This window comes from Streptomyces aureus, assembly GCF_001418135.1.
GTDB lineage: Bacteria > Actinomycetota > Actinomycetes > Streptomycetales > Streptomycetaceae > Streptomyces > Streptomyces aureus_A.
In genome coordinates, this window is sequence record NZ_LIPQ01000139.1 from 1 (window position 1) to 26,148 (window position 26,148).

Below are 26,148 nucleotides of genomic sequence, written 5' to 3' on the forward strand. Positions count from 1 at the left end.
CCATCCCCGCCCCCGCCTGGAAGTCGGCCCTCCAGGACCGGGTCTCTCCCTGAAGACGACCGGGTCCCGCGCCGGCTTGCCGCGCACGGACACGGTGTCGCCGACCGGATCGAACCCGCGATCGACCGCGCCCAGGAGGGCGCCGCCCGCGTCGAGGCGACCGCCTCGGCGCGGGCGCGGCGTGTGCGGCCACGGCTCGCCGCGGAGCCCGGCCTCGCTCCGAGGATCAGGGCGGGAGGGCCGGCGATCGCCCGCGCGCGGTACGAACCGACCGGCCAACTGGTGCACCAGGCCCACTGATTGCTCTTTGCTCCCCGAGCCCGTCCGTCGGCCGGTGCGCATGCCGGTCGGCGAGGGGGTGGACCGGCCCGGGGTCCCAGCCCTGCCTCGTGGGGTCAAGAGGTACGTGCGCTCTTCCACGCCAAAAGTGGGTGGTCCGCAGGGCGGTTAATGGCTGGGCGCCACCCTGTCCCGGCGTGCGCGGGCACCTAGCATTCGACCATCCCCGCTCACACCGGCGGGGCGGACGGACAGAGTTCATACGCATGATAGTTCAACCATTGCCGGTTGGACTACCCCACTGCGTACTTCTGGCCTTCCGGATTCCTCGCACCAGGTCTCCATCGAAATAGGTCCGTGACGGCCGCCGCCCCTGAGCGTGGCGCGCCGCATCCCAGCCCGTGGCGCGGACGCACCCGTGCGCCCCCGCCCGTCGGGAACCGAAGCACCGGATGGGAGAAACATGAGAGTTCCCCTGCTCGTGAGCGCGGCGGTCGCCGCCCTGTTCGCCTCCGCCCTGCCCGCCCTGCCCGCCCAGGCCGGCCCGGGGTCGATCGTCGACCCGCCGCCGGACAGGATCGTCATCGACATCGCCACGGTGAACGGATCCGGCTGCCCCCTCGGCACCGCCGCCATCGCCGTGTCCGACGACAACACCGCCTTCACCGTCACCTACAGCGAGTACCTCGCACAGGTGGGCGGCGGCTCGTCCCCCACGGCGGCCCGCAGGAACTGCCAGCTGAACCTTCTGGTGCACGTGCCGCAGGGGTTCACGTACGCGATCGCCAGCGCCGACTACCGGGGTTACGCCTCGCTCCAGCGCGGAGCGAGCAGCACGGAGAAGGCCTCGTACTACTTCCAGGGCTCGCCGAACACGGCCTCCCGCACGCACACCTTCCAGGGCCCGTACGAGGACAACTGGCAGGCGACCGACGACACCGACTGGGCACAACTGGTGTGGGCGCCCTGCGGCGTGCAGCGCAACTTCAACATCAACACCGAACTCCGGGTGAACGCCGGTACGTCGAGCCCGGGCGCCACCAGCTACATGACCATGGACTCCACGGACGGTGACATCAGCACCGTCTACCACCTGGCGTGGAAGGAGTGCCCGGCCGGCTGACGTGCGCGGCGGCCGCGGCGCACCGACCCGCCCCGGCCGCCGACCGGCTGCGGCCCGCCGACCGGCTCGGAGGCCACGGCCACCGCACCGAGGCCCTCAGCACCTCACACGCCGCAACCGCTCCGACGTCCGTCTCGCTGAGGAGCGCCGGCCACCGCGTAGTACTTGAGGATGATCCACTCGCCCCCACGGAGACGGACATCGCGACCGATGGGGAACCTGGGCCCGGGAGACACGTCTTGATCCTCGCGTCGGCTTGATCGTCGAGCCGACCCGAGGAGGTTCTGATGGCAGGTCAGGTGACGGAGAGGCCGGCGATGGCGTCGGCGCCGGAGTACCAAGGGGCGCTGGGGTCGCTGTCGGTGAATGCCTCCCTGCCCGAGGTTCTCGCCCGCGGCGTCCGGGAACTCCGGGCGGCGGAGGAGGCCGGGGACCAGCGGGAGGCGGCGCGGTGCGGGCTGGCCGTGGCGGAGGCATGCCGCAGGCTCGGGCGGATCGATGAGGCCGACCGGGCGTGGAAGGCGAGCTATCGGGCGGCACGTTCGGCCGGTCACGAGGGGGCCATGGCGTGGGCCCTGTGGAGCGGCGGCACACTGGCCCGCCAGCGCGGTGCGCTCAGGCTGGCGTACCGGCTGCTGGGGCTCGCGGCCGAGGCGGGCGAGCGGGGCGGGGACGTCGTCGTGCGGGGCTACTCGCTGGCGGGGCTCGCCGAGACCGGGCGCATCCAGGGCGACTACGAGGCGGTGGGGAGGCTGCACGAACAGCTGCTGGCCGAGGCCCGCCGTCGCGGCGAGGCCCGCCACACGGTCTGGGCGCTTGAGGGCATCGCGCAGATGCACCGCAACACCGGCTCCTACGACAAGGCCCTGGCCCTCTTCGAGGAGGCGGCAGAGACGGCGTCGCGCGCCGAGGACCGACGCGGATGGGCCTGGGCCCTGCGGGGCATCGCCGACGTGGTGTCCGTACGGGACGGGGACGTGGAGCGCGCCCTGTCCCTGCTGTCGCGGGCGGAGGAGGCATGCCGGGAGATACGGCTGGCCGGCGCGCTCGCCTACAACCACAAGATGCGCGGCAACGTGCTGTACCGGGCCGGCCGCTACGAGCAGGCCCGTGCGCTGTACGCCCAGGCCCTTGAGGAGTTCCGCGAGATGGAGGAGCCGAGGGGGACGGCACTGTCGAGGCTGGGGCTGGTCAAGGCCGACGCCCGCCTGGGCCGCGACGCCGCGCACACCGCCGCGGAACTCACCGGACTCCGCGCGACCCTGGACCGCATCGGGCTGCGGCACGCCCGGGACATGGTGGACAAGGCCGCGGCCGAGCTGGGTGTCGGCCCGCTGCCGGACCCCACCGGAGACGGACCGGACGCCGGCCCGGTGCTGCCGGCAGTCGGGGCGGAAGCCCTGCGGAAGGTCGACGCGGAGGGGCTGCGGTGAGCGCCCTCCCGACATCCGCCCGATCGGCCCGCACGCTCACCGGGGCGCCGGGCGCCACGACCGTGACCGGGGTGACCACCTTCCGCGTTCACGAGGCCTCGGCGGCCGGCCTCTTGGGCCGGTGCCGCGACCGGGTGCGGCCCGCGCTGGTGGAGGCGGTGGCCCGGCTGCACCCCTGGACCGGTGAGATGGCGGCGTACGCGCTGGGCTGGGCCGATACGGCCGGAACCCCGGACCCCGGCGGATCCGAGGGCAAGGGGGTGCGGCAGGCGCTCGCCCTGCTCGGGGCCGAGGCGGTCGGCGCGGACGGCGCCGAAGCCGTCCCGGGCGCCGTCGCCGTCGAACTCGTGCACACCTTCTCCCTGCTCCACGACGACATCATGGACGCCGACACGCTGCGCCGGCAGCGCCCCGCGGTGTGGAAGTCCTACGGGACCGGCCCGGCCGTCCTGGCCGGCGACGCGCTCCTCGCCCAGGCCGTGACGAGCCTGGCGGAGGCCCCGGGCCGCCGCACGGGAGCCGCGGTGCGGCAGCTCTGCGGGACCCTGACCACGCTGGTGTCCGGCCAGGCGGAGGACCTCCGCTTCGAAGACCGCCCCTGGTCCGGACCCGGCGCGGTCGAGCCGGACGAGTACCGGTCCATGGCCGAGCACAAGACAGGCGCCCTGCTGGGCTGCGCGCTCGCGCTCGGCGCGATCCTCGGAGGCGCCCCCGACAGGACCGTGACCACGCTCGACCGAGCCGGCCGCCACCTCGGCCTCGCGTTCCAGGCGGTGGACGACATCCTCGGTATCTGGGGCGACCCGGGAGTCACCGGAAAACCCGTGCACGCCGACCTCAGGCAGGGCAAGAAGACGTACCCGGTCCTCATCGCACTGGCCGGCGGAGGCAAGGCCGCACACGAACTCGACACGCTGCTCGCGTCCGGCCGGGGGATCGACGGCGCGACCGCCGAACACGCCGCGGCGCTCGTGGAGGAGGCAGGCGGGCGGACCCGGACCCGCGAGGAAGCACGTCGGCACCTGGACGCCGCCCGCCACGCACTGCGAGAGGCGCCGCTGACGCACCCCGCAGCACAGGAACTGGACGTGCTCTTCACCCACTTGCTCGACCGCACCTGGTGACGTGACGCCGACCGGCTCCCCCGTCGAAGGCGCGCGGGTGGCACCGCTCAGGACGGGTCACGGACCCCGCGGGGAATCGCCAGGTCCGTCAGGAGCGCCTCGCCCGGGCGCAGGTCGGTCCAAGGGCCGTACAAGGTCAGGAAGGCGATCGCGGAGGTCGGGAACTTGGTCCGTACACGGTCCAGGACGTCCTTGTCCGTGCCCGCCACCCCCGCCGCGCCTTTCGCGCCGGCCGCCAGCAGCAGGACCAGGTCCTCGAGGCCGGGGTTGTGCCCGACCAGGAGCAACGTCGCGACCTCGTCGGACACGCCGTGGACGACGTCGAGCAGTTCCGGGCCGTCGGCCCCGTACAGCCGCGGGTCATGGCGGATCGGCACAGCGCCGTCCAGCTCCGCGGCTGCCAAATCCCAGGTGTGGCGGGCGCGCCGGGCCGGCGAGCACAGGACCAGGTCGGGCGGCCCGCCGGCCCCGGCCAGGAAGCGCCCGACGGCCGGGGCGTCACGCAGACCGCGCGGGCCGAGGGGCCGGTCCTGGTCGGCGACGCCCTTCGGCCAGGCGCTCTTGGCGTGTCGCAGGACCAGCAGGCGGCGCGGTCGGCCGGTGGCGGAGCGGACGTGCTCAGGGAGTTCGGTCGGGGGCTGCACGTCCATGAGCGTACGGGGTGGGTCGCCGAGCGACCATGGACGCTGCGGGAAGGCACGCGGTTCACAGGCGGATGACGACGAGCGCCGCGTCATCCGTGGTGCGGTCGGTGTTCAGGAGATCCGAGAGGAGGGTCGGCCACGACCTCGGGGTGGTCCCGCCCATGCCCCTGCAGGGAGTCGGCGAGGCGCGCGAGGCCGACGTCGAGGTCCTCCGTGCGGCGCTCGATCAGACCGCCGGTGCGCATCACCAGCGTCGCGCCCTCGCGGAAGGCAGTGTTCGCCTGGGGGCGCGAGACGTGTTCCGGGCGGGCGCCGAGCGGCGGATCGGTCCCCTGGTCGAGGAAGACCACGCCGCCACCGGGGGCGAGCAGCGCGGGCGGAGGATGTCCGGCGCTCCTGTACGTGGGGGTGTGAGTGCTCCAGTCGATGAAGGTCGTCGCCACGGTGGACGACTCGCCTTCCACGGAGCGGGCGTAGAGCCCGAGGACTTAGAGGGCCTGGGCCGGGCCGTCGGCGACGAGCGCCGCCGCGCTCAGTGCGCTGCGCGGCTGTCCCATGACGCAATGTCGCGGCCGCCGAGATGCTGCACTTCGCAGCCTTGGACCGTCACCTGGTCGGCCCCACGGGGAGGTACGGCGAGGCGGTCGCCGACAGCCTCCGGCACCCGCGCGGCCGGACGTCGAGGCCGCGCCGGCACGCTGTCCGGCAAGGTGAGCGATCGCGAGCGAGGTCCCGTGCCCGGCCCGTACGTGCACGTGGGGCTCGTGGAGTCCAGCGTCGGTCCGTGCCTCCGGGCACCGCTGCGCGAGGGCCGTGCGGCCGCGGGCCCAGCCCGCCGCGGCGAACGCCTGCTCCGAGTGGAGTCCTTGAGTGGTGAGCCCCCTGCCACGGACGCAAGCTGGCGAGCGCCGACCTCGCCGGACCACGCGGCGGGCGGCCACGCCCACGCGCCCCGGCTCCGAGCGGCAGGGGACGTCCGAGAGACGGGATCACATGGCGGAACAGAACATCGGTCCGGACGACCTGCCGTCCGTTCGCGGGACCGTCAAGACCGTACGGCGCCGAACGGCGCGACACATCGCCCTGGCGGGGAGCCCCCACCGCGCGCGTACCCGGACGGCGCTCGTCGCGGCCGGCCTGGCCGTGATCGGCGCGCTCAGCCCCACCCCCGGCAGCGCCTTGTCACCCCCTGCCGAGGGACCCGGGCCGGGACACCCGGCACGCTTCGTGCCCGGTCCGTGCCCCGAGGCGCCGGAGCCGATCCCCGGGCGGTGCGGGTTCCTGGAGGTGCCCGAGAACCGCACCCGCAAGAAGACCCGGACCATCCGGACGGCCGTCGTGATCATTCCGGCCACCGCGGCGAAGCCCGCCGCGGACCCGGTGGTGTTCATGGAAGGCGGTCCGGGTGGCGACGCGATCGGGGCCATCCCCTTCCTGATCGCCTCTCAGGTGAACCGGGACCGCGATCTGATCGTCATGACCCAGCGCGGCGCTCTCCACTCGCAGCCGAACCTCGCCTGCCCGGAGATCGACCGGTTCAACGCGACCGCCGTCGGACTGCCCTACGACGCGCCGTCCACCGGGCGAGGGCTGGTACGCGCGGCGAAGCAGTGCCGGGACCGCCTGACGGCGGAGGGAAACGACCTCGCGGCCTACAACACCACCGAGAACGCCGCGGACTTCGCCGACCTTCGCAAGGCCCTGGGCATCAAGCGGTGGAACGTCTACGGCTACTCGTACGGCACCGACCTGGGCCTCACCTACCTGCGCCGGCACCCCCAGGGCATCCGCTCGCTGGCGATCGACTCGGTCGTGCCGCCGCAGACCGTGAGCCTGCCGTGGGCCTGGGACAGCGCCCAGGAGGGAATCAACGCGATCTTCAGGGCATGTGAGGCCCAGCCCGCCTGCACATCCCGCTACCCGGACCTCTCCCGCACCCTCACGGAGCAGGTCCGGCGGCTTGAGGCGAACCCCCTGACGCTGACCGTACCGCCGCCCGGTGGCGGAACCCCGGTGAGGGTCGTCCTCGACGGGGGCACGCTGGTGAACCTGCTGGTCGCCGACGGCCGGCTGGTCCCGTCCGCCGACGTCCCCGCCGCGCTCTACGAACTAGCCGCAGGCAATCCGGAACGCCTCGCACGGGCCCAGGCCGCCGGAGCGACGCCCGCCATCGGCGAGTTCGCCCACGGCCTGACGCACTCGGTGGCCTGCGCCGAGTGGGTGCCGGGCTACTCGAAGCGCGACCTGCTGGAGGCGGGCCGACGAGCCTTCCCCGGCTTCCCCGACTCCGTGCTGGCCCACGCACCGCAGCTGCCCTTCGAACACGACCTGTGCCGCGCCTGGAACGTACCGGACCGCACCCCGGTCCAGCGGGTCGCCACCCACAGCAAGGTGCCCGCGCTCATCATCACCGGGACCTTCGACGCGAAGACCGGCGCGAGCTGGGGGCCGTTCGCCGGCCGCACACTGCCCCGCTCGACCGCCGTGATCGTCCCCGGGATCACCCACTGGGTGGTGCCGCAGGAGCCCTGCGCCGCGTCGGTCCTGCGCTCCTTCCTGGCCCGGCCGACCGCGCCCGACACCGGCTGCGTGGCGGGTGTCGTGCCCAAACCGTTCACCCTCATCCCCTGACCCGGAGGACGCACGATGTCCCCTCGCACGACCCCCCGTCGGCGCCCCGCCCGACGGCTGCCGGCGACGCTGGCAGGAGCCACGGCCGGCGCCCTCGTCGTCGGCCTCGCCGCGATGCCCGCGCACGCCGGGTCCGGCACCGACGGCCCGCACGTCCCGATCGGCACGGTCGCCCGTACGGTGGGCGACGCCCGCTTCGAACCGGGCCCCTGCCCCAGGACGGCGGACCCGATCCCCGATCTCGCGCGCGCCCGCTGCGGCACCCTCACCGTGCCCGAGAACCGCTCCCGGCCGAACGGACCCAACGGACCCAACGGACCCAACGGACCCAACGGACCCCACGGACCCCACGGACCCAAGGAGTCCAAGGGCCCCAGGGCGCACGAAGGACGCAAGATCACCCTCGCCGTCGCGATCATGCCCGCGGAGTCCGGCAGACCGGCGCCCGACCCGATCGTGTGGCTCGCCGGCGGACCCGGCGACGACGCGGTCTCCGAGATCCCGATGGCGCTCGCCGGCAACCTGAACCGCGACCGTGACGTGATCTTCATGTCCCAGCGCGGCACCTACTCGGCCGACCCGGTGCTCACCTGTCCGAACATCGACGAGTTCAACGCCCGCGCCCTCGGTCTCGTCTCCAACGCGCCGTCCACCGGCCGCCTGCACGTCGACGCCACCCGGGCCTGCCGTGACCGGGTGGACGGCCTGGGCGCCGACCGCGGCGCCTACAACGACATCGAGAGCTCGGCCGACTACGACGTCCTGCGCAGGACGCTGGGCGTCAAGAAGTGGAACGTCTTCGGCATCTCCTACGGCACCCACCTGGCCCTCAACTACATGCGCCTGCACCCGAAGGGCATCCGCTCGGTCGGCATCGACGGCATCCTGCCGCCGTCCCTGGGCGGCGGGGCCGTCACCTGGAAGGCCGCACGAGAGGGTTTCGACGGCCTATTCAAGGCCTGCGCGGAGCAGCCCGCCTGCAACACCCGCTACCCGAACCTGAAGGCCACCTTCCTCCGCCTCGTCAGTGAGCTGGAGGCCAACCCGATCACCACCACCGTCACGGTCCCGGTACACCCGGAGCCGGTGAAGGTCGTGCTGGACGGGGGCAACCTGGTGACCTGGCTGACCTCCGCCACCCATGTGGCGGCCGGAGTGCCCCGCTCCCTCGACGAACTCGCCCACGGCAACCCGCAGCGGATCGCCGAGCAGCTCGCGGGCGGCAAGTACAGCCCGCAGGCCATCGGAAGGGTCGCCCACGGGCTGGTCTACGGCGTCTTCTGCAGCCAGTGGACCCCGTACGAGAGCCGCGCCGACATCATCCGGGGCGGACGCCGCGCGTTCCCCTCGTTCCCCCGGTCGATGCTGGCCAACGCCCCGCAGCTCGCCTGGCTCCACGACGACTGCCGCGCCTGGGACGTCCCTCCGGCACCTCCCTGGATCCGGGACGTGACCCGCAGCGACATCCCTACCCTCGCCCTGTCCGGCGGCTTCGACGCCCAGACCGCGCCCAGCAACGGGGCCTACGTGGCCCGTACGCTGAGCCGGTCCCACGCCGTCACGGTCCCCTACGTGGCCCACGTGGTCTTCGCCGACTCGCAGTGCGCGCAGACGATCACCACCTCCTTCTTCGCCGACCCGGCCGCGCCGGACACCCGTTGCCTGGCGGGCCTCCAGCCGCCGCGGTTCGAGATCGCGCCCTAGGCACGCCCGGCACCGCACCGGTGACACCCGACCGCCCGGCCCCCGCTCGTATCGGAGCAGGGGGGCCGGGCGGCTCCACGCTGTCCGCGGCTGGTGGTCGGGCGGTGAGCACCGGCGGCTTCACCCAGTCCGCGGCTGGTGGTCCGTGCGGTGAGCACGGCACCTCGTCCCCCCATCCGCCCGGCGTCGTCCGTGAGCGGCGTTGGCCCGACCGGGTCCTCCGTACGGGCGCCCGCCGGTGTCGCCCCCCGGTCGGCCGCCGCCCCGGTGAGGATCGGGCCCATGGGCGTCGTCCTGCCGGTCCTCTTCTCGCTGTTCGCCGCGTTCAGCAACGCGCTGGCCACGGTGCTCCAGCGGCGTGCGGCGCTCACCGTCCCGCAGTCCGACTCCTTCCGGCCCGGACTGATCCTCGACCTGCTGCACCGCCCCCTGTGGCTGGCCGGCATCCTCGCCGTCATCGCCGCCGGTGTCGGACAGGCGGCGGCCCTCGCGACCGGGCCGCTGGCCCTCGTGCAGCCGCTCTTCGTGCTCGAACTTCCCCTCGCCCTGCTGATCGCCACCCTCCTGACACGCGAACGGCTGCCCGCCCGGCTCTGGGCCGCCGTCGCAGGGGTCGTGCTCGGCCTCGGGGTGGCGCTCGCGGCCGCCTCGCCCACCGGCAACCGCACCCATGTGGCACTGGACCGCTGGGTGCCGGTCCTGGCGACCTGCGCCGTCGCCGTGGTGGCGCTCGCCGCGGTCGGACTGCGCAGACCGCCCGGGCGCGCGAGGGCCGGCTGCCTCGGCGCCGCGACGGCGATCTGTTACGCGCTCACCGCCGCCCTCATGAAGACGTCCATGCACATCCTCGGCGACGGCGGAATCGGCGCCTTCCTGACGTCCTGGCAGACCTACGCCTTCTGCGCGGCGGGGATCGCGGCCCTGCTGCTGCTCGAACACGCCATGCAGGGCGGCCCGCTCGTCGCCTCGCAGCCCGCCCTGACCCTCGGCGACGCCACCGTGAGCCTGAGTCTCGGCGTCCTGCTGTACGAGGAGCACGTACGGGCGGGCTGGTGGCTGCTGCCCCAGCTCGCGGGGATCGCACTGATCGTGCTGGGGGTGTTCGCGCTCGCTCGTAGCGGCGTCGGCACGTCCTGACCGCGTACTCCCGGGGCGTCCGCCCCGGACGGCGGTGTGTCACTCCGGACGGCTGAAGCGTCGCGCTGCCCAGAGCAGCGCGACGATGCCGGTGGCGAGAAGCAGGCCGGCTTCGAGGGGGAGGGGCGGCTGCCGCCCCGCCCATTCGATGCCGGTGGCGGCCTCCTGGTCGGGTACGCGGTGCGTGATGCAGCGGCGGAGGAGGTCCACCGCGTAGGCGAGCGGGTTGGCGGCGGCGAGGGTGTGGGCCCAGCCCGGCAGGGCGTGCAGGGGGAAGAAGCCGCCGGAGAGGAACAGCAGCGGCATCATGATCAGGCCGAGGAGGGTATGGAACGTCTCCGCCCCGCGGAGGGACACGGCCAGCGCCAGCGCCAGGGCGGTGATGGTGAACGAGGCCAGGATCATCCCGCCGAGGAGCAGGACGAGGAGCAGCGGGTCGTAGGGCAGGCCGACCGTGCCGGCGAGGCCGAGCAGTACGGCGCCTTGCGCCGTGGCGGTCATGGTGCCGCCGGCGCAGTGTCCCAGGAGGAGCGTGGCGCGGCTGACCGGGGCCATGAGGAGCTCCCGCAGGTAGCCGCTCTGCCGGTCGGTGATCAGACGGATGCCGACCATGATGGCCGGTGTCTGCACCGTCATCATCAGCATGCCGGGGAAGAGATACGTCTGGTAGCCGACGCCCAGGGAAGCACGGGGGATGAGGGCGGCCAGTCCGCCTCCCAGGACGAGCAGGTAGAGCATCGGGTGGAGCAGCATCAGCGCGGTGTGGGTGCGCCGGCCCGCCAGACGCAGCAGGTCGCGGTGGACCAGGGCGTGGATCGCGCGCAGTTCCTGCCGGAGACGAGCCGGCGCCCCGCCGCCGTGGGCGCCCGAGTCGCCGGAGATGCCGGAGGCCGCCGGGGCCGGGCCGTCCGGAGTGTGGGGAGCGTCCGGGGTCTGCACCGTGGGGCCGCTCATCGGCGGCCGCCGGTCTCCGACGTGGTTGCGCACGACGGTGTGGGGGCGGCCGGAGACGGGCCGGCCGGTGCCGTGCCGGGCTCGGTGGTGTCGAGGCTGCGGCCGGTGTGGCGGAAGAAGACGTCGTCGAGCGTGGGCGGGGCCGCGGAAGCGGCGTGTACGGCGATGCCGTGGCGTTGCAGTGCCGCGCAGAGGCGCGGAATCCAGGTGCTGCCGTCCGGCACCCGCAGGGAGACCCCGCCGCTGTCCGCCGCGATGGCGCGGTCCGGCGGAGCGATGCCGCGCACGACCTGACGTGCCGCGGTGTCGTCGCTGGTACGCAGTACGACCAGGTCGTCTCCGATCGCCGCCTTCAGCGCGACGGGCGTGCCCAGCGCCACCACGCGGCCGCGGTCGATGATGGCGATGCGATCACAGTTCTCCGCCTCCTCCAGGTAGTGGGTGGTGACGAAGAGCGTGCTGCCGTGCCGGTCGCGCAGCGCGCGCAGATGGTCCCAGACCTGGGCCCGGGCATGCGGGTCGAGTCCGGTGGTCGGCTCGTCCAGGAACAGCACACGGGGGGAGTGCAGCAGGGCCCGGGCGATCTCCAGGCGGCGCCGCATGCCGCCCGACAGGGTGCGCACCGGGGAGCGCCGCCGGTCGGTCAGCCCGGCCGTCCCGAGCACCTCCGCGGCGCGCGCACGGGCATGGCGGCGGGACAGCCCGTAGAGCCGTGCGTGGATGTGGAGGTTCTGTTCGGCTGTCAGGTCCGCGTCCAGAGCGCTGTGCTGGGAGAGCACGCCGACTCGTCGCCGTACCTCGCCGGGCCGGCTGACCACGTCGGCGCCGGCGACGGTGGCGTGACCGGCGGTGGGGCGGGCCAGGGCACACAGCACGGCGATGGTCGTGGACTTCCCCGCGCCGTTGGGCCCGAGGAAGGCGAAGGTCTCGCCCTGCGGCACGTCCAGGTCCAAGCCGCGCACCGCGTGGGTGGTGCCGCCCTGCGGGCCCGGGTAGCTCTTGACCAGGCCGCGCATGCTGATGGCGTACGCGGGCTCGGGAACGTGCTGTGCGACGGGCCGGCTGATGACGGCGGCCGGCATGAGGCCTGTGGGAGCGAGGTCGTCGGCATCGGCGGGGCGTTGCGTGTGGTCTGGTCGGTCCTCGTCACCGGCGGCTAGCTGCATGCGGTCCAGTCCTCTCTACGGGTTCGCCGTCCGTGGCCACTCGGGCGCACGGCAGCGCGGCGCATCCGGCCGGCGGCTTCCCGGGTGGGCCGCCGGCCGGATGGTGGTGCCTGTCCTACGCGCAGCTGATGCCGATACAGACCGTGTTGAGCAGGGTCAGCTGGCCGACGCACTCACACGTCGCGGCGAACGGCGCTCCGTCGACGCCGACCGGGTCGGTCTCCGGAAGGGCGTGGAGACGGGCCAGCAGTTCGATGTCGTTGTTCTCCATGGGTCTCTCCTTCGTTCTGTGAGCCGGCGGCAGACGTGCTGCCGCTCAGACCGGCATCCGGACCATCCAGTGCCGGGGGTCTGCGTGACGGATCCGCAGGAGGAAGGCCAGGATTCCGGCAGATCCGTCGCTCCAGCTGGTCGAGACGTCCCCGTACTCGTTGGGGAAGACCACCTGGGCATGGCGGTGGGCCCTCTCGCTGACGATGAGGCGGGCCAGGTCGTCGGCCATGGCGCGGTACACGGGGTCACCCGTGGCGTCGGCCATGTCGAGGAGGAAGTCACCGTTGCCCGCCAGACCGTGGCACTGGGCAAGGGCGGCGCGGGAGGCGCGCTCGGTGACGGCGTACGTACTACGGCGGGCGAGGTCGCCGAACCTGTCGTCCCCGGTGGCCTGCCACAGCCGGACGAGGAACGTTCCGATGCCCGCCGCGCCATGGCACCAGTACGGCGCCGTGGGCAGGTCCTCGGACTGGGCGGGCCACTGGGCCGCTTCGCCGGTCAGCACGGCGTCGCCCAGCAGGTGCTCGCCCACCTCCACCGCGAGGTCCCTGTGCTCCGGGCGCCGCGAGACGGTCGCGGCGGCGAGGAGGAAGCATCCGATGCCGGCGCTTCCGTGGGCGAAGCCGAGGTACCGTTTGCCGCCCTCGGAGGAGACGGCTTCCGCGGGCACCGGCCAGCTCACTCCGGACGGATCACGCCGGGCCGCGGCGACCAGCCGGTCGGCCGCGTCGACGGCCAGTTCGGCGAAGCGTGGATCACCGGTGCGATGCCACAGGTGGACCGCGGCCAGCCCGCTGCCCGCGCTGCCGTGGGTGATGTCGTGATGCGGTGTCGACTGCTGCGGGGCCAGCGCCAGGGCCAACGCGTGTTCGGTGAGCCCCTGGTCGTCCACGGCGCGCCCGGCGTCGTACAGCGCCCAGGCGGTTCCGCGTCCGCCGAAGTGCAGGCCGGGGCGTGTGGAGCGGAGATCGGTGCGGCCCGCGATCCAGTGGCCCGCGGTGGAGATCAGCTCGGGCAGGCGGTCGTCACCGGTGAGTTCCCAGTACCGCGTCAGCACGGCCAGGACACCGGCCGCGCCCTGCTGCACGGTGCAGGGGTCGGCCTCCCCGGCCATCGTGGACACGGGCCACAGGCGGTGCTCGTCCCCCGGAGTCATCGCATCGATGAGATGGCCCACGATCCCGGTCACCGCGCGGTCCACGGTCCCGTTCACCGGCGGACGACCCTCACTCCGGCTGTCGTCACGGCGTGCGTTCCCGGGCCGGCGTGGGGCGGAGTGGTTCCGTGGCCGCGACGGGTACGTCTTCCGGACGGCCTCGCGCGCCCGGACAGGGTCCCACCGCTCGGCGGGGTCGTCCTTCATCAGCCCGAGGACCATCTCCGCGAGGCCTTCCGGGAGTCGGAGCGGCCCCGTGCAGGCGGTCAGCCATGCGGCGAGCCGCTGCTCGGCGGCCCTGGTGGCGGGCTCCTCGGGCAGCAGGTTCGGCACTTTCCCGGCCAGCACGAAGCACGCGGTGGCACCGAGGCTGTAGTAGTCGCCCGTCGGGCTGACGGGTGCGTCGGCCAGGCGTTCGGGGGCGCTGAAGCCGGGGGTTCCCACCCGGGTCGGCAAAGCGGCCTCGTCTTCCAGGACGGCGAGTTCGAGGTCGATGAGGCGCAGCTCACCGTCCGGACGGACCATGACGTTGCCGGGGGTGAAGTCCCGCAGGACGCAGCCTCGCGCGTGCGCCGCCGCGACCAGGTCCACCAGACGCGCGACCAGAGCGGGCGCGTCGGCGCGGTAGCGCTCCGCTCCGACGTCGCGGAAGTGCTCGGCGACCCAGGTACGCAGGGTGACGCCCGGCACTTCGTCCTGTGCCAGGAAGAGGTGCCCGCCGTGCTCGAACAACGCGAGCGGCTCCGGAGCCAGTCCCGTGCCCTTGAGCTTCTCCAACGTCCGGGCCTCGGCGCGCAGCCAGTCACGGACGTCGCAGCCGGAGGCGTCGGCCTCCACGTGCGGCCGGGCTTCCTTGATCACCACGAGGGCGCCCGTACGGACGTCGCTGCCCCGGTAGACGCCGCCCTTGTTGGTGTGCCGGATCGCCTCCCGTACCGCGAAACGGCCACCGAGCAGCACCGGAGCACTCACCCTGTCAGCCCCGTCAGCCCCGTCCCCCTCCTCCGCCCCTTCCGTCGCGCGCGGCGCGACGGGAACCGCGGCAGGGAAGGGGCAGACCGCCCAAGGGGGAGGAGAGTACTGGCCGGTGCGCTTGTCCTCCACGGGATTGCCGTCGGGGTCCTCGATGAACCACACCAGCAGCCCGTCGTCCGAGAGCCGCCTCCGGCCGACGAACGAGCCGTACCGGTAGTGCACCAGCGAGTGCACGGCGTACGGCTGGTCGGACAGGATCCGAGGACCTGCCAGCCCCGCCGTGGCCTCGTGCAGCTCCTGGGCGAGCCGGGCCGCCTCGGCGTCGGAGCGCGGGTAGACGGTGATGAACTTGCCCGAACTTCCCCGGGGCGTCGCACGGGAGTTGAGCGCACTCACCCGGTCCAGCGACCGGGCGAACTTGAACGCGGACTCCTCCCGCAACAGCACCCCCAGGGCCCTCTCGAGGACAGCCGGCGCGGAGGCGGCCGTCGCCGACAGATGCAGCTTCCACCCCTGCTCGCGCCGTGTACCCGACCCGGGCGTGACACGGCACCACATCTCGTCCGAGTCGGCCGCCCAACGTGCGCCCGTACCCGTGGTGTGCAGCGCCTTGCGGAGAAGGCCTTCCAGTTCAACTTCGGTAACCTGGCTCGTCATTCGTGTCCTTCGCGACGGTGAGGTCCGCTGACCGGAAGGTGCCCGGAGGCATGACGAGACCAACACGCCCCCGCCCGTATTCACTTGATCCGGCGAGCGCACAGCGCGATGGCGCGGCCCATGGGTGCGCCCAGCGCGGAAACAGGCTCACGAATCCCGGGCGAGGTGGGCGCGCCGAGAGCGCCGTCACGGACGCGCCGTCGCCGGTGTCTCCGCTACGGCAGCATGGAGTCGACGTACCCGCCGTCCACGCGCAGCGCGCCGCCGGTCGTGGCGGACGCGTGCTCGGAAGCGAGGTACACCACCGTGCCGGCGATCTCCTCAGGCGCGCTGTCGCCCAGCCGCGACGGCCGCTGCTCCCGGCACCCTGGGGAAGACACGGTCACCGTCGGCGGCTCCGCGGCGGAACCCGCCGCATGGGCCGGCACGGCTCAGTAGCGGAGCAGCCCCGCGTCGATCCGCTCCCAGGCCGCCCGCAGCTCGGCGAGTCGCGCCGGCTCGAACGGTGCCCGGTCCGCCTGCTCGCGGGAGTCCTCGGACAGGCGGAAGAGCTGGTCGCGGCCGGACTTGCCCCGGTAGTACTTCCAGTCCCCGCGGCGCAGCGCCCGCTCGCCCCGCACCCGCCAGAAGAGATCCCGCTCGGGCACGTCTGCGCCGCGGAGCAGGTGTCCGGCGAGGCTGGTGCCGTCGAGGGGGTACGCGGGATGGGGGCGGGCTCCGGCCAGGTCGAGCAGGGTCGCCGTCCAGTCGGGCGTGAACACCGGCAGGTCGCTGACCTGGCCGCCGTCGATCCGGGCGGGCCAGCGCAGGATCGAGGGGACGCGTATGCCGCCCTCCTGGAGCGAGCCCTTGTTGCCGGCGAGCGGCCAGTTGTAGGAGAAGCGCTCGCCGCCGTTGTCGCTGGCGAAGAAGACGAGCGTGTCCTGTTCCTGACCGGAGCGCTTCAGCGCCTTGAGGACCTGCCCGATCGAGCGGTCGAGGTCCTCGACCATCTCCTTGTACTTCCCCACGGAGCCACCGTCCTGGTGCCAGAGGGCGGAGCGGTCGCCGGCCTTGATCCGGCGGACGATCTCGTCGCTCGCCTCCTTGTCGCCGTCGGCGATCCAAGGCCAGTGCGGGGTCGTGAAGTTCAGGTTGAGCAGCCAGGGCCGGTCGTGGTCGCGGCCGATGTACTCGCCGGCCCGCTCGGTGAGGATCCGGGTGTAGTAGCGCAGGTCCTTGTACTCGGCATCGCCCTCGTAGAGGTCGTACTCGCCGCCGAGGCCGAGCTTGGAGTAGTACTCCAGGGCGCCGCCGAAGTTGCCGAAGAACTCGTCCCAGCCGGACCGGGTGGGGGAGTAGTCGGGCAGGTAGCCGCAGTGCCATTTGCCGATGAGGGCGGTGGCGTACCCGGAGTCCCGGAGGAGCGAGGCGAGCGTCGGATGGGTGGGGTCAAGGCCGACGGACTTGTCGGCGATCGGCTCGGCCAGGCCGCCCTTCGTACGGCCCGGGTAGCGGCCGGTGTAGAGGCTGAAGCGGGTGGGCGAGCAGGTCGCGGAGCCGGAGTAGGCGTCGGTGAAGCGGACGCCCTCGCGGGCGAGCCGGTCCAGGTGAGGGGTGCGGATGTGCGGGGAGCCGTACGAGGAGAGGTCGGCCCAGCCGAGGTCGTCGCCCAGGATGAAGAGGATGTTGGGTCGTCGTGAGTGGCGGCGCGGCTGCGCGGCTCGGAACGGCCGCTCCCGCGGGTCGGCTACGGGGACCGCTTGCGCGGCGGACGCGGTGGCTCCGAGGGCGGCGGCAGCTGCGGCACCTGCGGCGACCCCGCCGAGGGCACGGCGGGACAGGGGCGTGGACATACAGGTCTCCAGGAGGGCGTGCGGGCATGCCTCCGAGGCCCCGGCGGACGGGGTGGGCGGAGGAAGCGTGAGTACGGGGCGAGTGGTACGGCGACCGGTCAGGGGCAGCGACAGACAGCGCTCGCGACACGGACGAGGTCCACGTGTCGGCGCTGGACGCGGGTGACCGAGCGGTCACGCAGGGGCTGCATGAGTCAGGAGTCTTGCCGGGACGAACCGGGCCGTCAACGGCGTACGGGCAGGTCGACGCGCGTAGTTCGCATGATCGAAATGCCGGCGCATTCCGGTGACGCCTCGCGCGAGGTGCCTGCTCGGACCGCGTGACCGGGCGCGTGTGACGATCGTGCCGAGGGCGCCGAGAGGGCGGGTTCGCGCGGGACCGCGGCCTGCGTCGACGGCCCGGTGGCCGCCCTCAGGTCGGCTTGCGCCACACGGAGATGTGCTTCGCGGAGTCCTGGGTGAACGGGGACCCGTCCCAGTCCGCGACGCGGCGTTCCAACCCGAGCCCGGCGATCCGCGCCATCAGGTCGAGTTCTGCCGGCCAGGCGTAGCGGTGCCGGGAGTTGTCACGGCGGTAGTGGCCGTCGTCGCCGTCGCGGGTGAGGTGGTGCGAGACGAGGATCTGCTCGACGAGGTCGAAGGTGTCGAAGCCGAGATGCTGCTCGGAGACGTCGAACGGCACCGCGACCTGGCCGGGCGGCAGGAAGCGCAGTGGCGGCACGCCCAGCTCGATGACGAATCGGCCGCCGGGCGCCAGATGACGTGCGGCGTTGCGGAAGCACTCGACCTGCTCGTCCTGCGTGAGCAGGTTCGTGATGGTGTTGTAGACGAGGTAGACCAGGGTGAACTCGCCGGGAACGACGGTGGTGGCCATGTCCCCGATGACGACCGGGAGCGTGTCCTCGTCGGTCTTGCGCCGGAGCACCGCTGCCATGTGCTCGGACAGTTCGATGCCCACGACCGGCACGCCACGTTCCCGGAGCGGGACGCCCACTCGTCCGGTCCCGATGGCGAACTCCAGCGCCCGGCCGTCTCCGGCGAGCTCGGCGAGGAAGGCGAGAGTCGGTCCGAGGACGGCGGCCGACGACGTCTCGGCCTCCTCGGCGTCGTAGCGTTCGGCGGTCGCACGGGTCCACAGCTCACTGCTCGTCACGGGCGGCCACTCTGCCGGGTACCGAGGGATGCTGTCGACGCGTTTTCCCTCCACGGGCTCCGGTCGGGGGGCCCGGGGCGCGTGGTCGTCGAACGCCCCTGCACTGGCGGCGGCACTGTCAGCCCTGGATGCCAGAATCGTCGGCATGCCGCTGTGCGACTACTTCTCCGCCACTGACGATCGGACCGCCCTCACGGTCCTCCGGACTCCTGGAGGGCCGGGGCGGGCGGGGTTCGACGTGGTCTTCCTCAAGAACATCGACCCGGTCGTCGCGATCGTCCGGCTCGAAGCCGTCATGACCGGTTGCAGCGACGAGGAGGCCGGTGAGCGCCCGCGGTCCGGCCAACTGCTGTCCGAGCCGGAGGACGGCCCGCCGTTCGTGGTCGGCCTGACGGAGACGCTGGTCGATGCCCTCGCCACGGCGAAGCCGGACGACCTCCTCCGCTCGGCCGAGTCGTGGTCGACGACCGACGAACTCCGGCAGGTCGGGATCAGCGTCGAGGCCACAGCCGGTGTGCTGGAGGCCCTGGCCGGGCTGGCTCGGCGCGCTCGGGCTTCCGGCCGGCGGCTGTACTGCTGGTGGGCCCTGTGACGCGGCGGCGTCCGGCGCCGCTGTCCCAGTCCAGCGGTTCGCGGCACCGGCCGGTGCCGTAGGAGTCCTCGGTCGCCGGGGCATGGGGCGGGGCGCGGACGACGACGCGTCGGGCCGGGCGGTCGTACCGCTCCCGCCCGACGCCGCCGCCCGGTGGGCGCGTGTCGTGCCCGTTCGGTGAGTACGGGTCAGCCGACGGGCGCAGCCGTGTCGTCGCCGGTCTTGGTGACGGCCGGGTGGACGGTCTCGGCGGGCGGGTCGGCCGTGCGTCGCACCCACATCCAGTACAGGGCCGCGGTGACCACGAGCCCGACGATCCACGAGATGTCGGCGCCGTCGAGCCTCTTGGTGATCGCGCCGGTGTACAGCTTGGTGGCCAGGAACGGGATCTGGACGGCGACGCCCACGACGTAGCAGGTCAGAGCGGTGACGTTCCATCGGCCGTAGCGGCCGTCCGGGTCGTACAGGGCGGGGATGTCGACGCGTTCGCGGGAGACCAGGTAGTAGTCGACCAGGTTGATCGCGCTCCACGGGGTGAACACCATCAGGATCAGGAGCACGAAGTTCTTGAAGTTGTTCAGGAAGTCGTCGCTGGCGGCCAGCGCGATGACCATCGACACGGCTGTGAAGCCGACGATGTAGGCGGCGCGGGCGGCGGCCGAGACGCGCGAGCGGCCGTCGAACGCGGTGACGGTGGTCAGGATCGACATGAAGCCGCCGTACGCGTTGAGGCAGTTGACCGTCAGCTTGCCGACCACGATCACCAGGTAGATGAGGAAGGCGAGGACCGCGGGCCCGGCAAGGCCCCCGAGGAAGCCCACCTGGTCGCTGAGGAAGGTCTTGCCGGCGACGGCGGCGGTGAGCGCTCCCAGCGTCATGGCCCACTGGGAACCGATGACGGAGCCGGTGAACGTGGACCAGAACGTCGCGCGCGTGCTGGTGTCGCGCGGCAGGTAGCGCGAGTAGTCGGCGACGTACGGGCCGAAGGTCAGCTGCCATCCGGCGCCGAGCCCCACGGCGAGGAGGAAGGTCGCCGTCTCGAAGCCCTTGTTCCCGACGTGTGCGCCGACGTCGTACTGCGTGAACAGCCGCACCAGCAGGTAGCCGAGGCCGAGGACGCCGACGACGGTGGCGATGCGCCCGGCGATGTGGATGAGCCGGTAGCCGGTGACCGCGACCACGGCGGTCAGCGCGCCGAAGACGAGGATGCCGACGTCGGTGTTGTCGATGTGCAGCATCTCGGACAGCGCCTGGCCGGCCAGGACGCTGCCGGTCGCGGCGAAGCCGAGGTACATGAGGATCACCAGCAGCAGGGGCAGGACCGCCCCGTGGACGCCGAACTGCGCGCGGCTGGAGATCATCTGCGGGACGCCGAGCCGCGGTCCCTGCGCGGAGTGCAGCGCCATGACGATGCCGCCGAGCAGGTTGCCGATGAGCAGCGCGGGTATCGCCCACAGGGCGTCGGCGCCGAAGACGACGGCCAGCGCACCGTCGACGATCGCGGTGATCTGCATGTTGGCGCCGAACCACAGGGTGAACTGGCTACGCGGCGTGCCGTGCCGCTCGGCGTCAGGAATGACCTCGATGGTGCGCGTCTCCATCGAGAGTCGCTCCCCGGGGGTGTGCTGGACCGGCATGGTGGAGACCTCTCCCGCAGCGATTCCGGTGTGCCCGGACGGAACGCAGCCGTTGACACGTGACTGCGTGCGCCGAATCTCGCATAGGGTTGAACAGGTATCAAGATCCTGAATGAAGAATTTCATAAAGGCCGTGTCTCCCGAACCTGGGCCGGGCCCTCGCCTGCTCCGGCCGGCGTGCGGCTGGACAGGGGAGTCGCCGGAGCGCCGCGCAGGCGGCCACACCCGACGCGAGGCAGGCTGGCCGGAACAGTGGGGGCGAGCAAGGAGAGCGAGCATGGCGAACGAAGAGATCTGGGGCTACCGCACCGGCTCCGGCTACGAGACAGGGAGTGACCTGGTCGGCTACAAGGTCCAGGCAACCGACGGAGACATCGGGAAGGTCGACGAGCACACCGAAGAGGCCGGAACCGGCTACATCGTCGTCGACACCGGTGTCTGGATCTTCGGCAGTCATGTACTGCTCCCCGCCAGCGTGATCCAGCGGGTCGACCGGGACGACGAAACGGTCTACGTCGACCGTACGAAGGACCAGATCAAGCACGCCCCCGAGTTCGAGCGGACCAAGCAGCCGCGTGACCCCGGCTATCTCGAGCAGTTCGCCAAGTACTACGGGATGCCGCACATGTGAGTCGCCGCCGCACGCACCACGTACACATGACGCCCAGTACGGCCGCGCTCGATCGCCGGCCTTCCCGCACGCCGCTTTTGCCGGACCGGCAAAAATCGCGCCACCAGAGGGGCCCGATGGGCATGGTGGGTCCGTGACCGAGAACATCGCAGCGGGATCGCCCGCGCCCGACGCCACCCCGCCCGTCGACGCCTACGTCGGAGACCCCGCGGTGCGGGCGGAGTGGGACAACCGGTACGCCGACCGGCAACAACTCTGGAGCGGCCGGCCGAACGGTGCGCTCGTGGCGGAGGTCGACGGGCTCACCCCCGGGCGTGTTCTCGACGTCGGCTGCGGCGAGGGCGCGGACGCCGTCTGGCTCGCGCGCTGCGGCTGGGACGTGACCGCGCTCGAGGTCTCGGGCGTGGCCCTGGAGCGGGCGGCCGGGCACGCACGAGACGCAGGCGTCGCCGTTCACTGGGTCCACGCCACACTGACGGACGCGGCTCTCCCGCCGGCCTCCTTCGACCTGGTCTCCGCCCAGTACCCGGCCCTGCTGCGTACCCCCGACGCCGCCGCCGAGCGGGCGTTGACCGGGGCCGTCGCCGTCGGCGGTGTGCTGCTGCTCGTCCACCACGCGGGAATGGACACCCGGCAGCCGAACGAAAGCGGCTTCGACCCGGCCGACTACGTCTGGCCCTCGATGGTCACGGCCCTCCTCGGCGACGACTGGGTGGTGGAGGTGGACGAGCGGCGCCCCCGCGTGGCACCCGACGGAGGAGCCGGCGCGCACCACGCGGATGACCTGGTGCTGCGCGCCCGCCGACTGCGCTGATCCTGATCCGATGCGCTGGGATGCGGTCCAGAACAGGCCGCCCCTGTAGGCGGAGACGTACCGGAGCGAGGAGTGAGATCACCCCGGTCCTCACGGGGTGTCCCTGCCGAACTAGTCTTCGCGCCATGGCTTTGCGACCTGACGAGTTCTACGACCACGCGCTCGCCGCTGCCGATGCTGAGCGTCGGCTCCCCCTCGCGCGCATGACGGGGTGGAGCATCAGCCCGTTCGAAGCGGACGGGCTGCGCGTCTCACCCCTGCGCCCTCCCGTTCTGCCCGAGCCTCCGCGACACGGCGAGGACCCGTCGGACTGCGAGTCGTGCCGCGCCCGGGGCGAGGGGATCTGGTTCAACGACAGGTGGCGGCTCACGCGGATCGCGGGAGTCGGCGTGCCGCTGGTGCTCATGCTGCATCCGCTCGCGCACCACGACATGGCCGACCTGCCCGATGAACTGGCGGCCGAGTTGGGGGTCCTCTCCACTCACATCGTCCGCCACGTGCAGGCCCTGCCCCACATCTCGCGAGCCCACGTCTACCGCATCGGGGACGGAGGCGCGCACCTGCACATCTGGTTCTTCGCCCGGCCCGAGGGACAGTCCCAGCTGTACGGGTCGTGGATGCCGGTCTGGGACGATCTCCTGCCGGAATACCCGGCGGATGTCGCGGAGGCGGACGCGGCGGTCGTGGCGGACGCCTTGGTCGCCTCCGTCGGCGGGCGGCGCTCGGCTGCCGACGAAGCGACCGAGGGCTGAACCACGTCGGCGCGTACGGCGGCCGGCCTCCGAAGGACGACGACGGGTTCTGTGCCTGGACCGGCGTGGCCCCTGGGAGGACGCCGCCGATGAGCGGCACGCCGATGCCGCGTCTCCGCTGCGCATGCGCGAGACACGAGCACGCGGGAAGGCCGGGAGGAGCCCGGGGACGCTCTGGAGCGACCGGGCCGGAGTGCCCGACCGCGGCGGCCGAGCGGACCGGCGACTCCCCGTTCCGCGCGTCCGCGCGCGACGATGGAAGCGTGAACATGTCCGAGAGATCGGGTCCGGGCCTGCGTGAGCGGGTCGGCACCAGTCTGTTCAGCCACGTCGCCGGACCCTCGGGAGCACAGAACCGGGCCCGTATCCACGGTGCCCCCGGCCCTCGCTGGTTCGGCCCCGAGCGGCCCATCCGCACCGTCCACGGGGACGCGTCGATGTTCATCGGCGGCCTGAGCGCGCTCCTCCTGCAGTCCTTGCACCCGCGCGCCATGGCCGCCGTCGCCGGGCACTCGGGCTTCCGGGGCGACCCCTGGGGGCGCCTCCAGCGGACCAGCACCTTCCTCGCCTTCACCACCTACGGCACCGCCGAGGACGCCCAGCGCGCCGTGGACCACGTCCGGGAGGTGCACGAGCGGATCAGGGGCACCACCCCCGCCGGCGAGCCTTACCACGCCGCCGACCCGCACCTGCTGTGCTGGGTGCACGTGGCGGAGGTGGACAGCTTCCTGCGCGCGCACCAGCGTTTCGGGGCCGGTCCGCTGGACGGCGCCGGCTGCGACGCGTACATCGCCGACGCGGCTCGGGTCGCCCGCGCCCTCGGCGTCCCCGATCCGCCGCTCGACCGCACGGCCCTCGCTGCCAGGCTGGCGCTCTACCGCCCAGAACTGCGTGCCACGTCGCAGGCCCGGGACGCGGCCCGCTTCGTACTCCACGAACCCCCGCTGCCGTGGGCCGCCCGCGGTCCCTACGCCGTACTCGCCTCGAACGCGGTCCGGCTGCTGCCACCGTGGGCCCGGGCGCTGCTGGACCTCCGCACGGCGCCGTACCTGCCAGAGGGTGTCGTACGGCTGTCCGGACGGGCGCTGACGGGGACGATCCGCTGGGCGATGGCGGCTCTCCCGCCCCGCGAGGAGGCCTCGGTGCCACGCTGATCCGGCACCGCGGGCGGGCGATCTCGTAGGGGTTCACCGCCACGAACACGGGACCACGCCCGGCCGGTCGGTCATGCGGTCGTCCGGTCCCCCGGTCGGCCTGCCGGGGCGTGCCGGACTCCCGTGACGGCTCCACAGTGGCCCCATGGAGCAGGTCGCAGCAGGAGCGAACGGGTCGAGCGCGAGCCTGGCGGCGGTCGACCGGCCGGCTGAGGAAGCCACGTCGCGCGGAGCCGGGCTTCAGCTGGTGAACGCGTCGCTGTGGCCGGAGCACCAGGTCGCCACCGTACGGGAGTCACGGGACGTCCGCACAGAGCAGGCGAGGACCCCGCCGGCGGAGGCGAGCGGGCGCGCCCGCGCGAGCCCTCCGGAGGTCGTGACCGCGACCCAGGAAGCCCCCTCCGCGACGCACGGTGAGTTCGGCGGCCGTGGCGAAAGGAAGATCTGACGTGGCCACACCCCCCAGCTCCGGCGGGCCCACCCCCGACGACCACGTCATCGTCATCTCCGGTGCCACCGGCGACCTCGCCCGCCGCAAACTCCTGCCGGGCCTGTACCACCTGGCCAGAGCAGGGCTGCTCCCCGACCACTACCGGATCGTCGGATCAGCCCCCGCCGCGGTCGCCCTCAGCGACGACGCGTTCCGCGAACACGCGCACGAGGCGGTCGCCGAGTTCGGCCGGACCAAGCCAGAAGGCCGGGAATGGCGGGATTTCGAGAGCCGGCTGACCTTCGGCGCCGCCGACCCCGAAGACCCCGGTCCGCTCCTCGCCGCCGTGCAGGAGGCCGAGCGGGCGATCGGCGGCAGTCCCGGACTCCTCCACCACCTCGCCGTACCCCCTCAGGCATGTGCCTCGGTCGTGCGGATGCTCGGTTCCTCCGGGCTCGCCCAGGACGCCCGCGTGATCGTGGAGAAGCCCTTCGGTACGGACCTCGCCTCCGCCCGTGCCCTCAACCAGGCCATCCACACCGTCTTCGACGAGTCCCGCGTCTTCCGTATCGATCACTTCCTGGGCAAGGAGTCCGTCGACAACATCCTCGCCCTCCGCTTCGCCAACGGACTCCTCGAACCGGTCTGGAACCGCGACCACATCAGCCACGTGCAGATCGACGTCCCCGAACACATCGACATCCAGGGCCGCGCCCACTTCTTCGAAGGCACCGGCACCTTCCGCGACATGATCGTCACCCATCTGTTCCAGCTCCTCGGGTTCATCGCCATGGAGCCGCCGGCCACCCTGGACGCGCACTCCCTGCGCGCGGAGAAGGACAAGGTCTTCCAGAGCCTGCGCCCCCTCGACCCGGCCCGGGTGGTCCGCGGACAGTACGACGGATACCGCGACGAACCCGGAGTCGACCCGGCCTCCGACACCGAGACCCTCGCAGCCCTGCGCCTCGAGATCGACAACTGGCGCTGGGCAGGCGTCCCCTTCTACCTGCGCTCCGGCAAAGCCCTCGCCGAGAGCCGCCATGTCATCACCCTCGGCTTCCGTGAACCGCCCCTGCGCATGTTCCCGCCGGCCGCCCAGGAATCCGCCGACGGCCGCCACAACGAACTGGTCATCGACTTCGAGGACCCCGGAACCGTCACCGCACGCTTCCTCGCCAAGCAACCCGGCCCCGCCATGCGTCTGACCCGAGCCGAAATGGTCTTCGACTACGCCGGTTCCTTCGCCCAGGACCACGCGCTGGAGGGCTACGAGCGTCTCATCCTGGACGCGATGCTCGGTGACCAGTCACTCTTCACCGACGCGGCAGGCATCGAACGTCTCTGGGAGGTGGCCGCCCCACTGCTCCAGTCCCCGCCGCCGGTCGAGCCGTACGCCCCGGGATCGTGGGGCCCGGACGGCCTGCGACACCTCATCCGACCCCACCGCTGGTATCTGCCCGAAGCGAGCTGACGCCGCGACCGGGGCCCGGTCTCACAGCATGCGGGCCAACAGGTGGTCACGGTCGACCAGCTGGTGCTTGAGGACCAGTCCGACATGCGCCGCGACAGCGACGTAGAGGAGCACCTGGGCGGCGATGTGAAGGGGGAGCAGGTCGTCACCGGACAGCAGGAGGGCGAGCCCGGTGGCGGGGACGGCGAACGTCGCCACGTACAGGACGAGTTCTGTGGCGTGGGCGAGGCGGCGCTCCCCGGCGGTGAGCGCCGGTGCCCACGGCGGAAGCGGCGTGGCGAGCCGCCAGACGAGCCGGATGACACCCAGCAGAAGCACGGTGCCCCCGAGTACGACATGCACGGTGAGCAGCGCGTCGTCCCCGAAGGGGGTGTACGCGTCGCTGTCTCCGCCACGGCCCCGCCCCCGTCCGGAGTCCTCGCC

At 72.7% G+C, this 26,148-nt stretch carries 23 protein-coding genes and 3 pseudogenes; 14 read left to right on the top strand and 12 right to left on the bottom strand.

Features of this window, described 5'->3' with window-relative positions:
• The 4 genes and pseudogenes from AOK00_RS39670 to AOK00_RS13865 form a co-directional block, all read left to right on the top strand.
• Nucleotides 1–300: pseudogene (locus tag AOK00_RS39670) on the top strand (hypothetical protein); the annotation flags it as partial.
• 442 nt (nt 301–742) lie between these two features.
• Complete coding sequence (locus AOK00_RS13850) at nt 743–1,402, top strand: DUF4360 domain-containing protein (protein WP_055600611.1); 660 nt, start codon at nt 743–745, stop codon at nt 1,400–1,402.
• A gap of 287 nt (nt 1,403–1,689) precedes the next feature.
• Complete coding sequence (locus tag AOK00_RS13860) at nt 1,690–2,835, top strand: tetratricopeptide repeat protein (protein WP_055600613.1); 1,146 nt, start codon at nt 1,690–1,692, stop codon at nt 2,833–2,835.
• 71 nt (nt 2,836–2,906) lie between these two features.
• The gene (locus AOK00_RS13865) at nt 2,907–3,959 is read left to right on the top strand and encodes a polyprenyl synthetase family protein (protein WP_055600630.1); all 1,053 of its coding nucleotides are present in this window, start codon (nt 2,907–2,909) and stop codon (nt 3,957–3,959) included.
• A gap of 47 nt (nt 3,960–4,006) precedes the next feature.
• Here the strand turns inward: AOK00_RS13865 and AOK00_RS13870 are convergent, their stop codons facing one another.
• Nucleotides 4,007–4,609: a SixA phosphatase family protein gene (locus tag AOK00_RS13870; RefSeq protein ID WP_055600614.1), complete on the bottom strand. Its 603-nt coding sequence runs from the start codon at nt 4,607–4,609 to the stop codon at nt 4,007–4,009.
• A gap of 55 nt (nt 4,610–4,664) precedes the next feature.
• Nucleotides 4,665–5,166, bottom strand: a pseudogene (locus AOK00_RS13875) (PP2C family protein-serine/threonine phosphatase); the annotation flags it as partial.
• Nucleotides 5,167–5,596: 430 nt separating this feature from the next.
• On the opposite strand from AOK00_RS13875, the gene AOK00_RS13880 reads away from it, so the two are divergent.
• The 3 genes from AOK00_RS13880 (at nt 5,597) to AOK00_RS13890 (ending at nt 10,075) form a co-directional block, all read left to right on the top strand.
• On the top strand, nt 5,597–7,234 hold the full coding sequence (locus tag AOK00_RS13880; RefSeq protein WP_254047362.1) for an alpha/beta hydrolase: 1,638 nt from the start codon (nt 5,597–5,599) through the stop codon (nt 7,232–7,234).
• A gap of 15 nt (nt 7,235–7,249) precedes the next feature.
• A complete protein-coding gene (locus tag AOK00_RS13885) occupies nt 7,250–8,938 on the top strand; it encodes an alpha/beta fold hydrolase (protein ID WP_055600615.1) in 1,689 nt (562 codons plus the stop codon).
• Between the two features lie 282 nt (nt 8,939–9,220).
• Nucleotides 9,221–10,075, top strand: a complete 855-nt coding sequence (locus tag AOK00_RS13890; RefSeq protein ID WP_055600616.1) for a DMT family transporter — start codon at nt 9,221–9,223, stop codon at nt 10,073–10,075.
• A 39-nt stretch (nt 10,076–10,114) separates the two neighbouring features.
• Here AOK00_RS13890 and AOK00_RS13895 read toward each other — a convergent pair whose 3' ends face one another.
• From AOK00_RS13895 to AOK00_RS13915, 8 genes and pseudogenes are all read right to left on the bottom strand, one after another.
• The gene (locus AOK00_RS13895) at nt 10,115–11,029 is read right to left on the bottom strand and encodes an ABC transporter permease (RefSeq protein ID WP_079041987.1); all 915 of its coding nucleotides are present in this window, start codon (nt 11,027–11,029) and stop codon (nt 10,115–10,117) included.
• A complete protein-coding gene (locus tag AOK00_RS13900) occupies nt 11,026–12,111 on the bottom strand; it encodes an ATP-binding cassette domain-containing protein (RefSeq protein WP_055600617.1) in 1,086 nt (361 codons plus the stop codon). The genes AOK00_RS13895 and AOK00_RS13900 overlap by 4 nt, the downstream gene beginning before the upstream one ends.
• A gap of 199 nt (nt 12,112–12,310) precedes the next feature.
• Nucleotides 12,311–12,466, bottom strand: coding sequence for a VenA family class IV lanthipeptide (locus tag AOK00_RS39430; RefSeq protein ID WP_173861561.1), 156 nt, complete (start codon nt 12,464–12,466; stop codon nt 12,311–12,313).
• A 45-nt stretch (nt 12,467–12,511) separates the two neighbouring features.
• Entirely contained in the window at nt 12,512–15,256 is a 2,745-nt protein-coding gene (lanL, locus tag AOK00_RS13905; protein ID WP_055600618.1) for a class IV lanthionine synthetase LanL, read from the bottom strand.
• Between the two features lie 215 nt (nt 15,257–15,471).
• Nucleotides 15,472–15,618 (bottom strand): annotated as a pseudogene (locus tag AOK00_RS37110) (SDR family oxidoreductase); the annotation flags it as partial.
• 69 nt (nt 15,619–15,687) lie between these two features.
• Nucleotides 15,688–17,091 carry a sulfatase family protein gene (locus AOK00_RS13910; RefSeq protein ID WP_055600619.1) on the bottom strand — a complete coding sequence of 468 codons (1,404 nt, stop codon included), beginning with the start codon at nt 17,089–17,091 and terminating at the stop codon, nt 15,688–15,690.
• Nucleotides 17,092–17,189: 98 nt separating this feature from the next.
• Entirely contained in the window at nt 17,190–17,282 is a 93-nt protein-coding gene (locus tag AOK00_RS41395) for a putative leader peptide (RefSeq protein WP_353962716.1), read from the bottom strand.
• 221 nt (nt 17,283–17,503) lie between these two features.
• Nucleotides 17,504–18,244 carry a class I SAM-dependent DNA methyltransferase gene (locus AOK00_RS13915; protein ID WP_055600620.1) on the bottom strand — a complete coding sequence of 247 codons (741 nt, stop codon included), beginning with the start codon at nt 18,242–18,244 and terminating at the stop codon, nt 17,504–17,506.
• 145 nt (nt 18,245–18,389) lie between these two features.
• Here AOK00_RS13915 and AOK00_RS13920 point away from each other — a divergent pair, with 145 nt between their 5' ends.
• Nucleotides 18,390–18,836: a hypothetical protein gene (locus AOK00_RS13920; protein ID WP_055600621.1), complete on the top strand. Its 447-nt coding sequence runs from the start codon at nt 18,390–18,392 to the stop codon at nt 18,834–18,836.
• A 188-nt stretch (nt 18,837–19,024) separates the two neighbouring features.
• Here AOK00_RS13920 and AOK00_RS13925 read toward each other — a convergent pair whose 3' ends face one another.
• A complete protein-coding gene (locus AOK00_RS13925; protein WP_055600622.1) occupies nt 19,025–20,473 on the bottom strand; it encodes a purine-cytosine permease family protein in 1,449 nt (482 codons plus the stop codon).
• A 277-nt stretch (nt 20,474–20,750) separates the two neighbouring features.
• On the opposite strand from AOK00_RS13925, the gene AOK00_RS13930 reads away from it, so the two are divergent.
• From AOK00_RS13930 to zwf, 6 genes are all read left to right on the top strand, one after another.
• A complete protein-coding gene (locus tag AOK00_RS13930) occupies nt 20,751–21,104 on the top strand; it encodes a PRC-barrel domain-containing protein (protein ID WP_055600623.1) in 354 nt (117 codons plus the stop codon).
• A gap of 133 nt (nt 21,105–21,237) precedes the next feature.
• The gene (locus tag AOK00_RS13935) at nt 21,238–21,918 is read left to right on the top strand and encodes a class I SAM-dependent methyltransferase (RefSeq protein ID WP_055600624.1); all 681 of its coding nucleotides are present in this window, start codon (nt 21,238–21,240) and stop codon (nt 21,916–21,918) included.
• Nucleotides 21,919–22,043: 125 nt separating this feature from the next.
• Nucleotides 22,044–22,670, top strand: a complete 627-nt coding sequence (locus AOK00_RS13940) for a hypothetical protein (protein WP_055600625.1) — start codon at nt 22,044–22,046, stop codon at nt 22,668–22,670.
• Between the two features lie 269 nt (nt 22,671–22,939).
• A complete protein-coding gene (locus tag AOK00_RS13945) occupies nt 22,940–23,824 on the top strand; it encodes an oxygenase MpaB family protein (RefSeq protein WP_055600626.1) in 885 nt (294 codons plus the stop codon).
• A 145-nt stretch (nt 23,825–23,969) separates the two neighbouring features.
• The gene (locus tag AOK00_RS13950; protein ID WP_055600627.1) at nt 23,970–24,272 is read left to right on the top strand and encodes a hypothetical protein; all 303 of its coding nucleotides are present in this window, start codon (nt 23,970–23,972) and stop codon (nt 24,270–24,272) included.
• 1 nt (nt 24,273) lies between these two features.
• Nucleotides 24,274–25,725 (top strand): glucose-6-phosphate dehydrogenase, encoded by a 1,452-nt coding sequence (gene zwf, locus AOK00_RS13955; RefSeq protein ID WP_055600628.1) that lies wholly within the window; start codon nt 24,274–24,276, stop codon nt 25,723–25,725.
• Nucleotides 25,726–25,746: 21 nt separating this feature from the next.
• Here the strand turns inward: zwf and AOK00_RS13960 are convergent.
• Nucleotides 25,747–26,148 (bottom strand): cytochrome b (locus tag AOK00_RS13960; protein ID WP_055600629.1); only part of this gene is annotated, 402 nt, incomplete at its 5' end.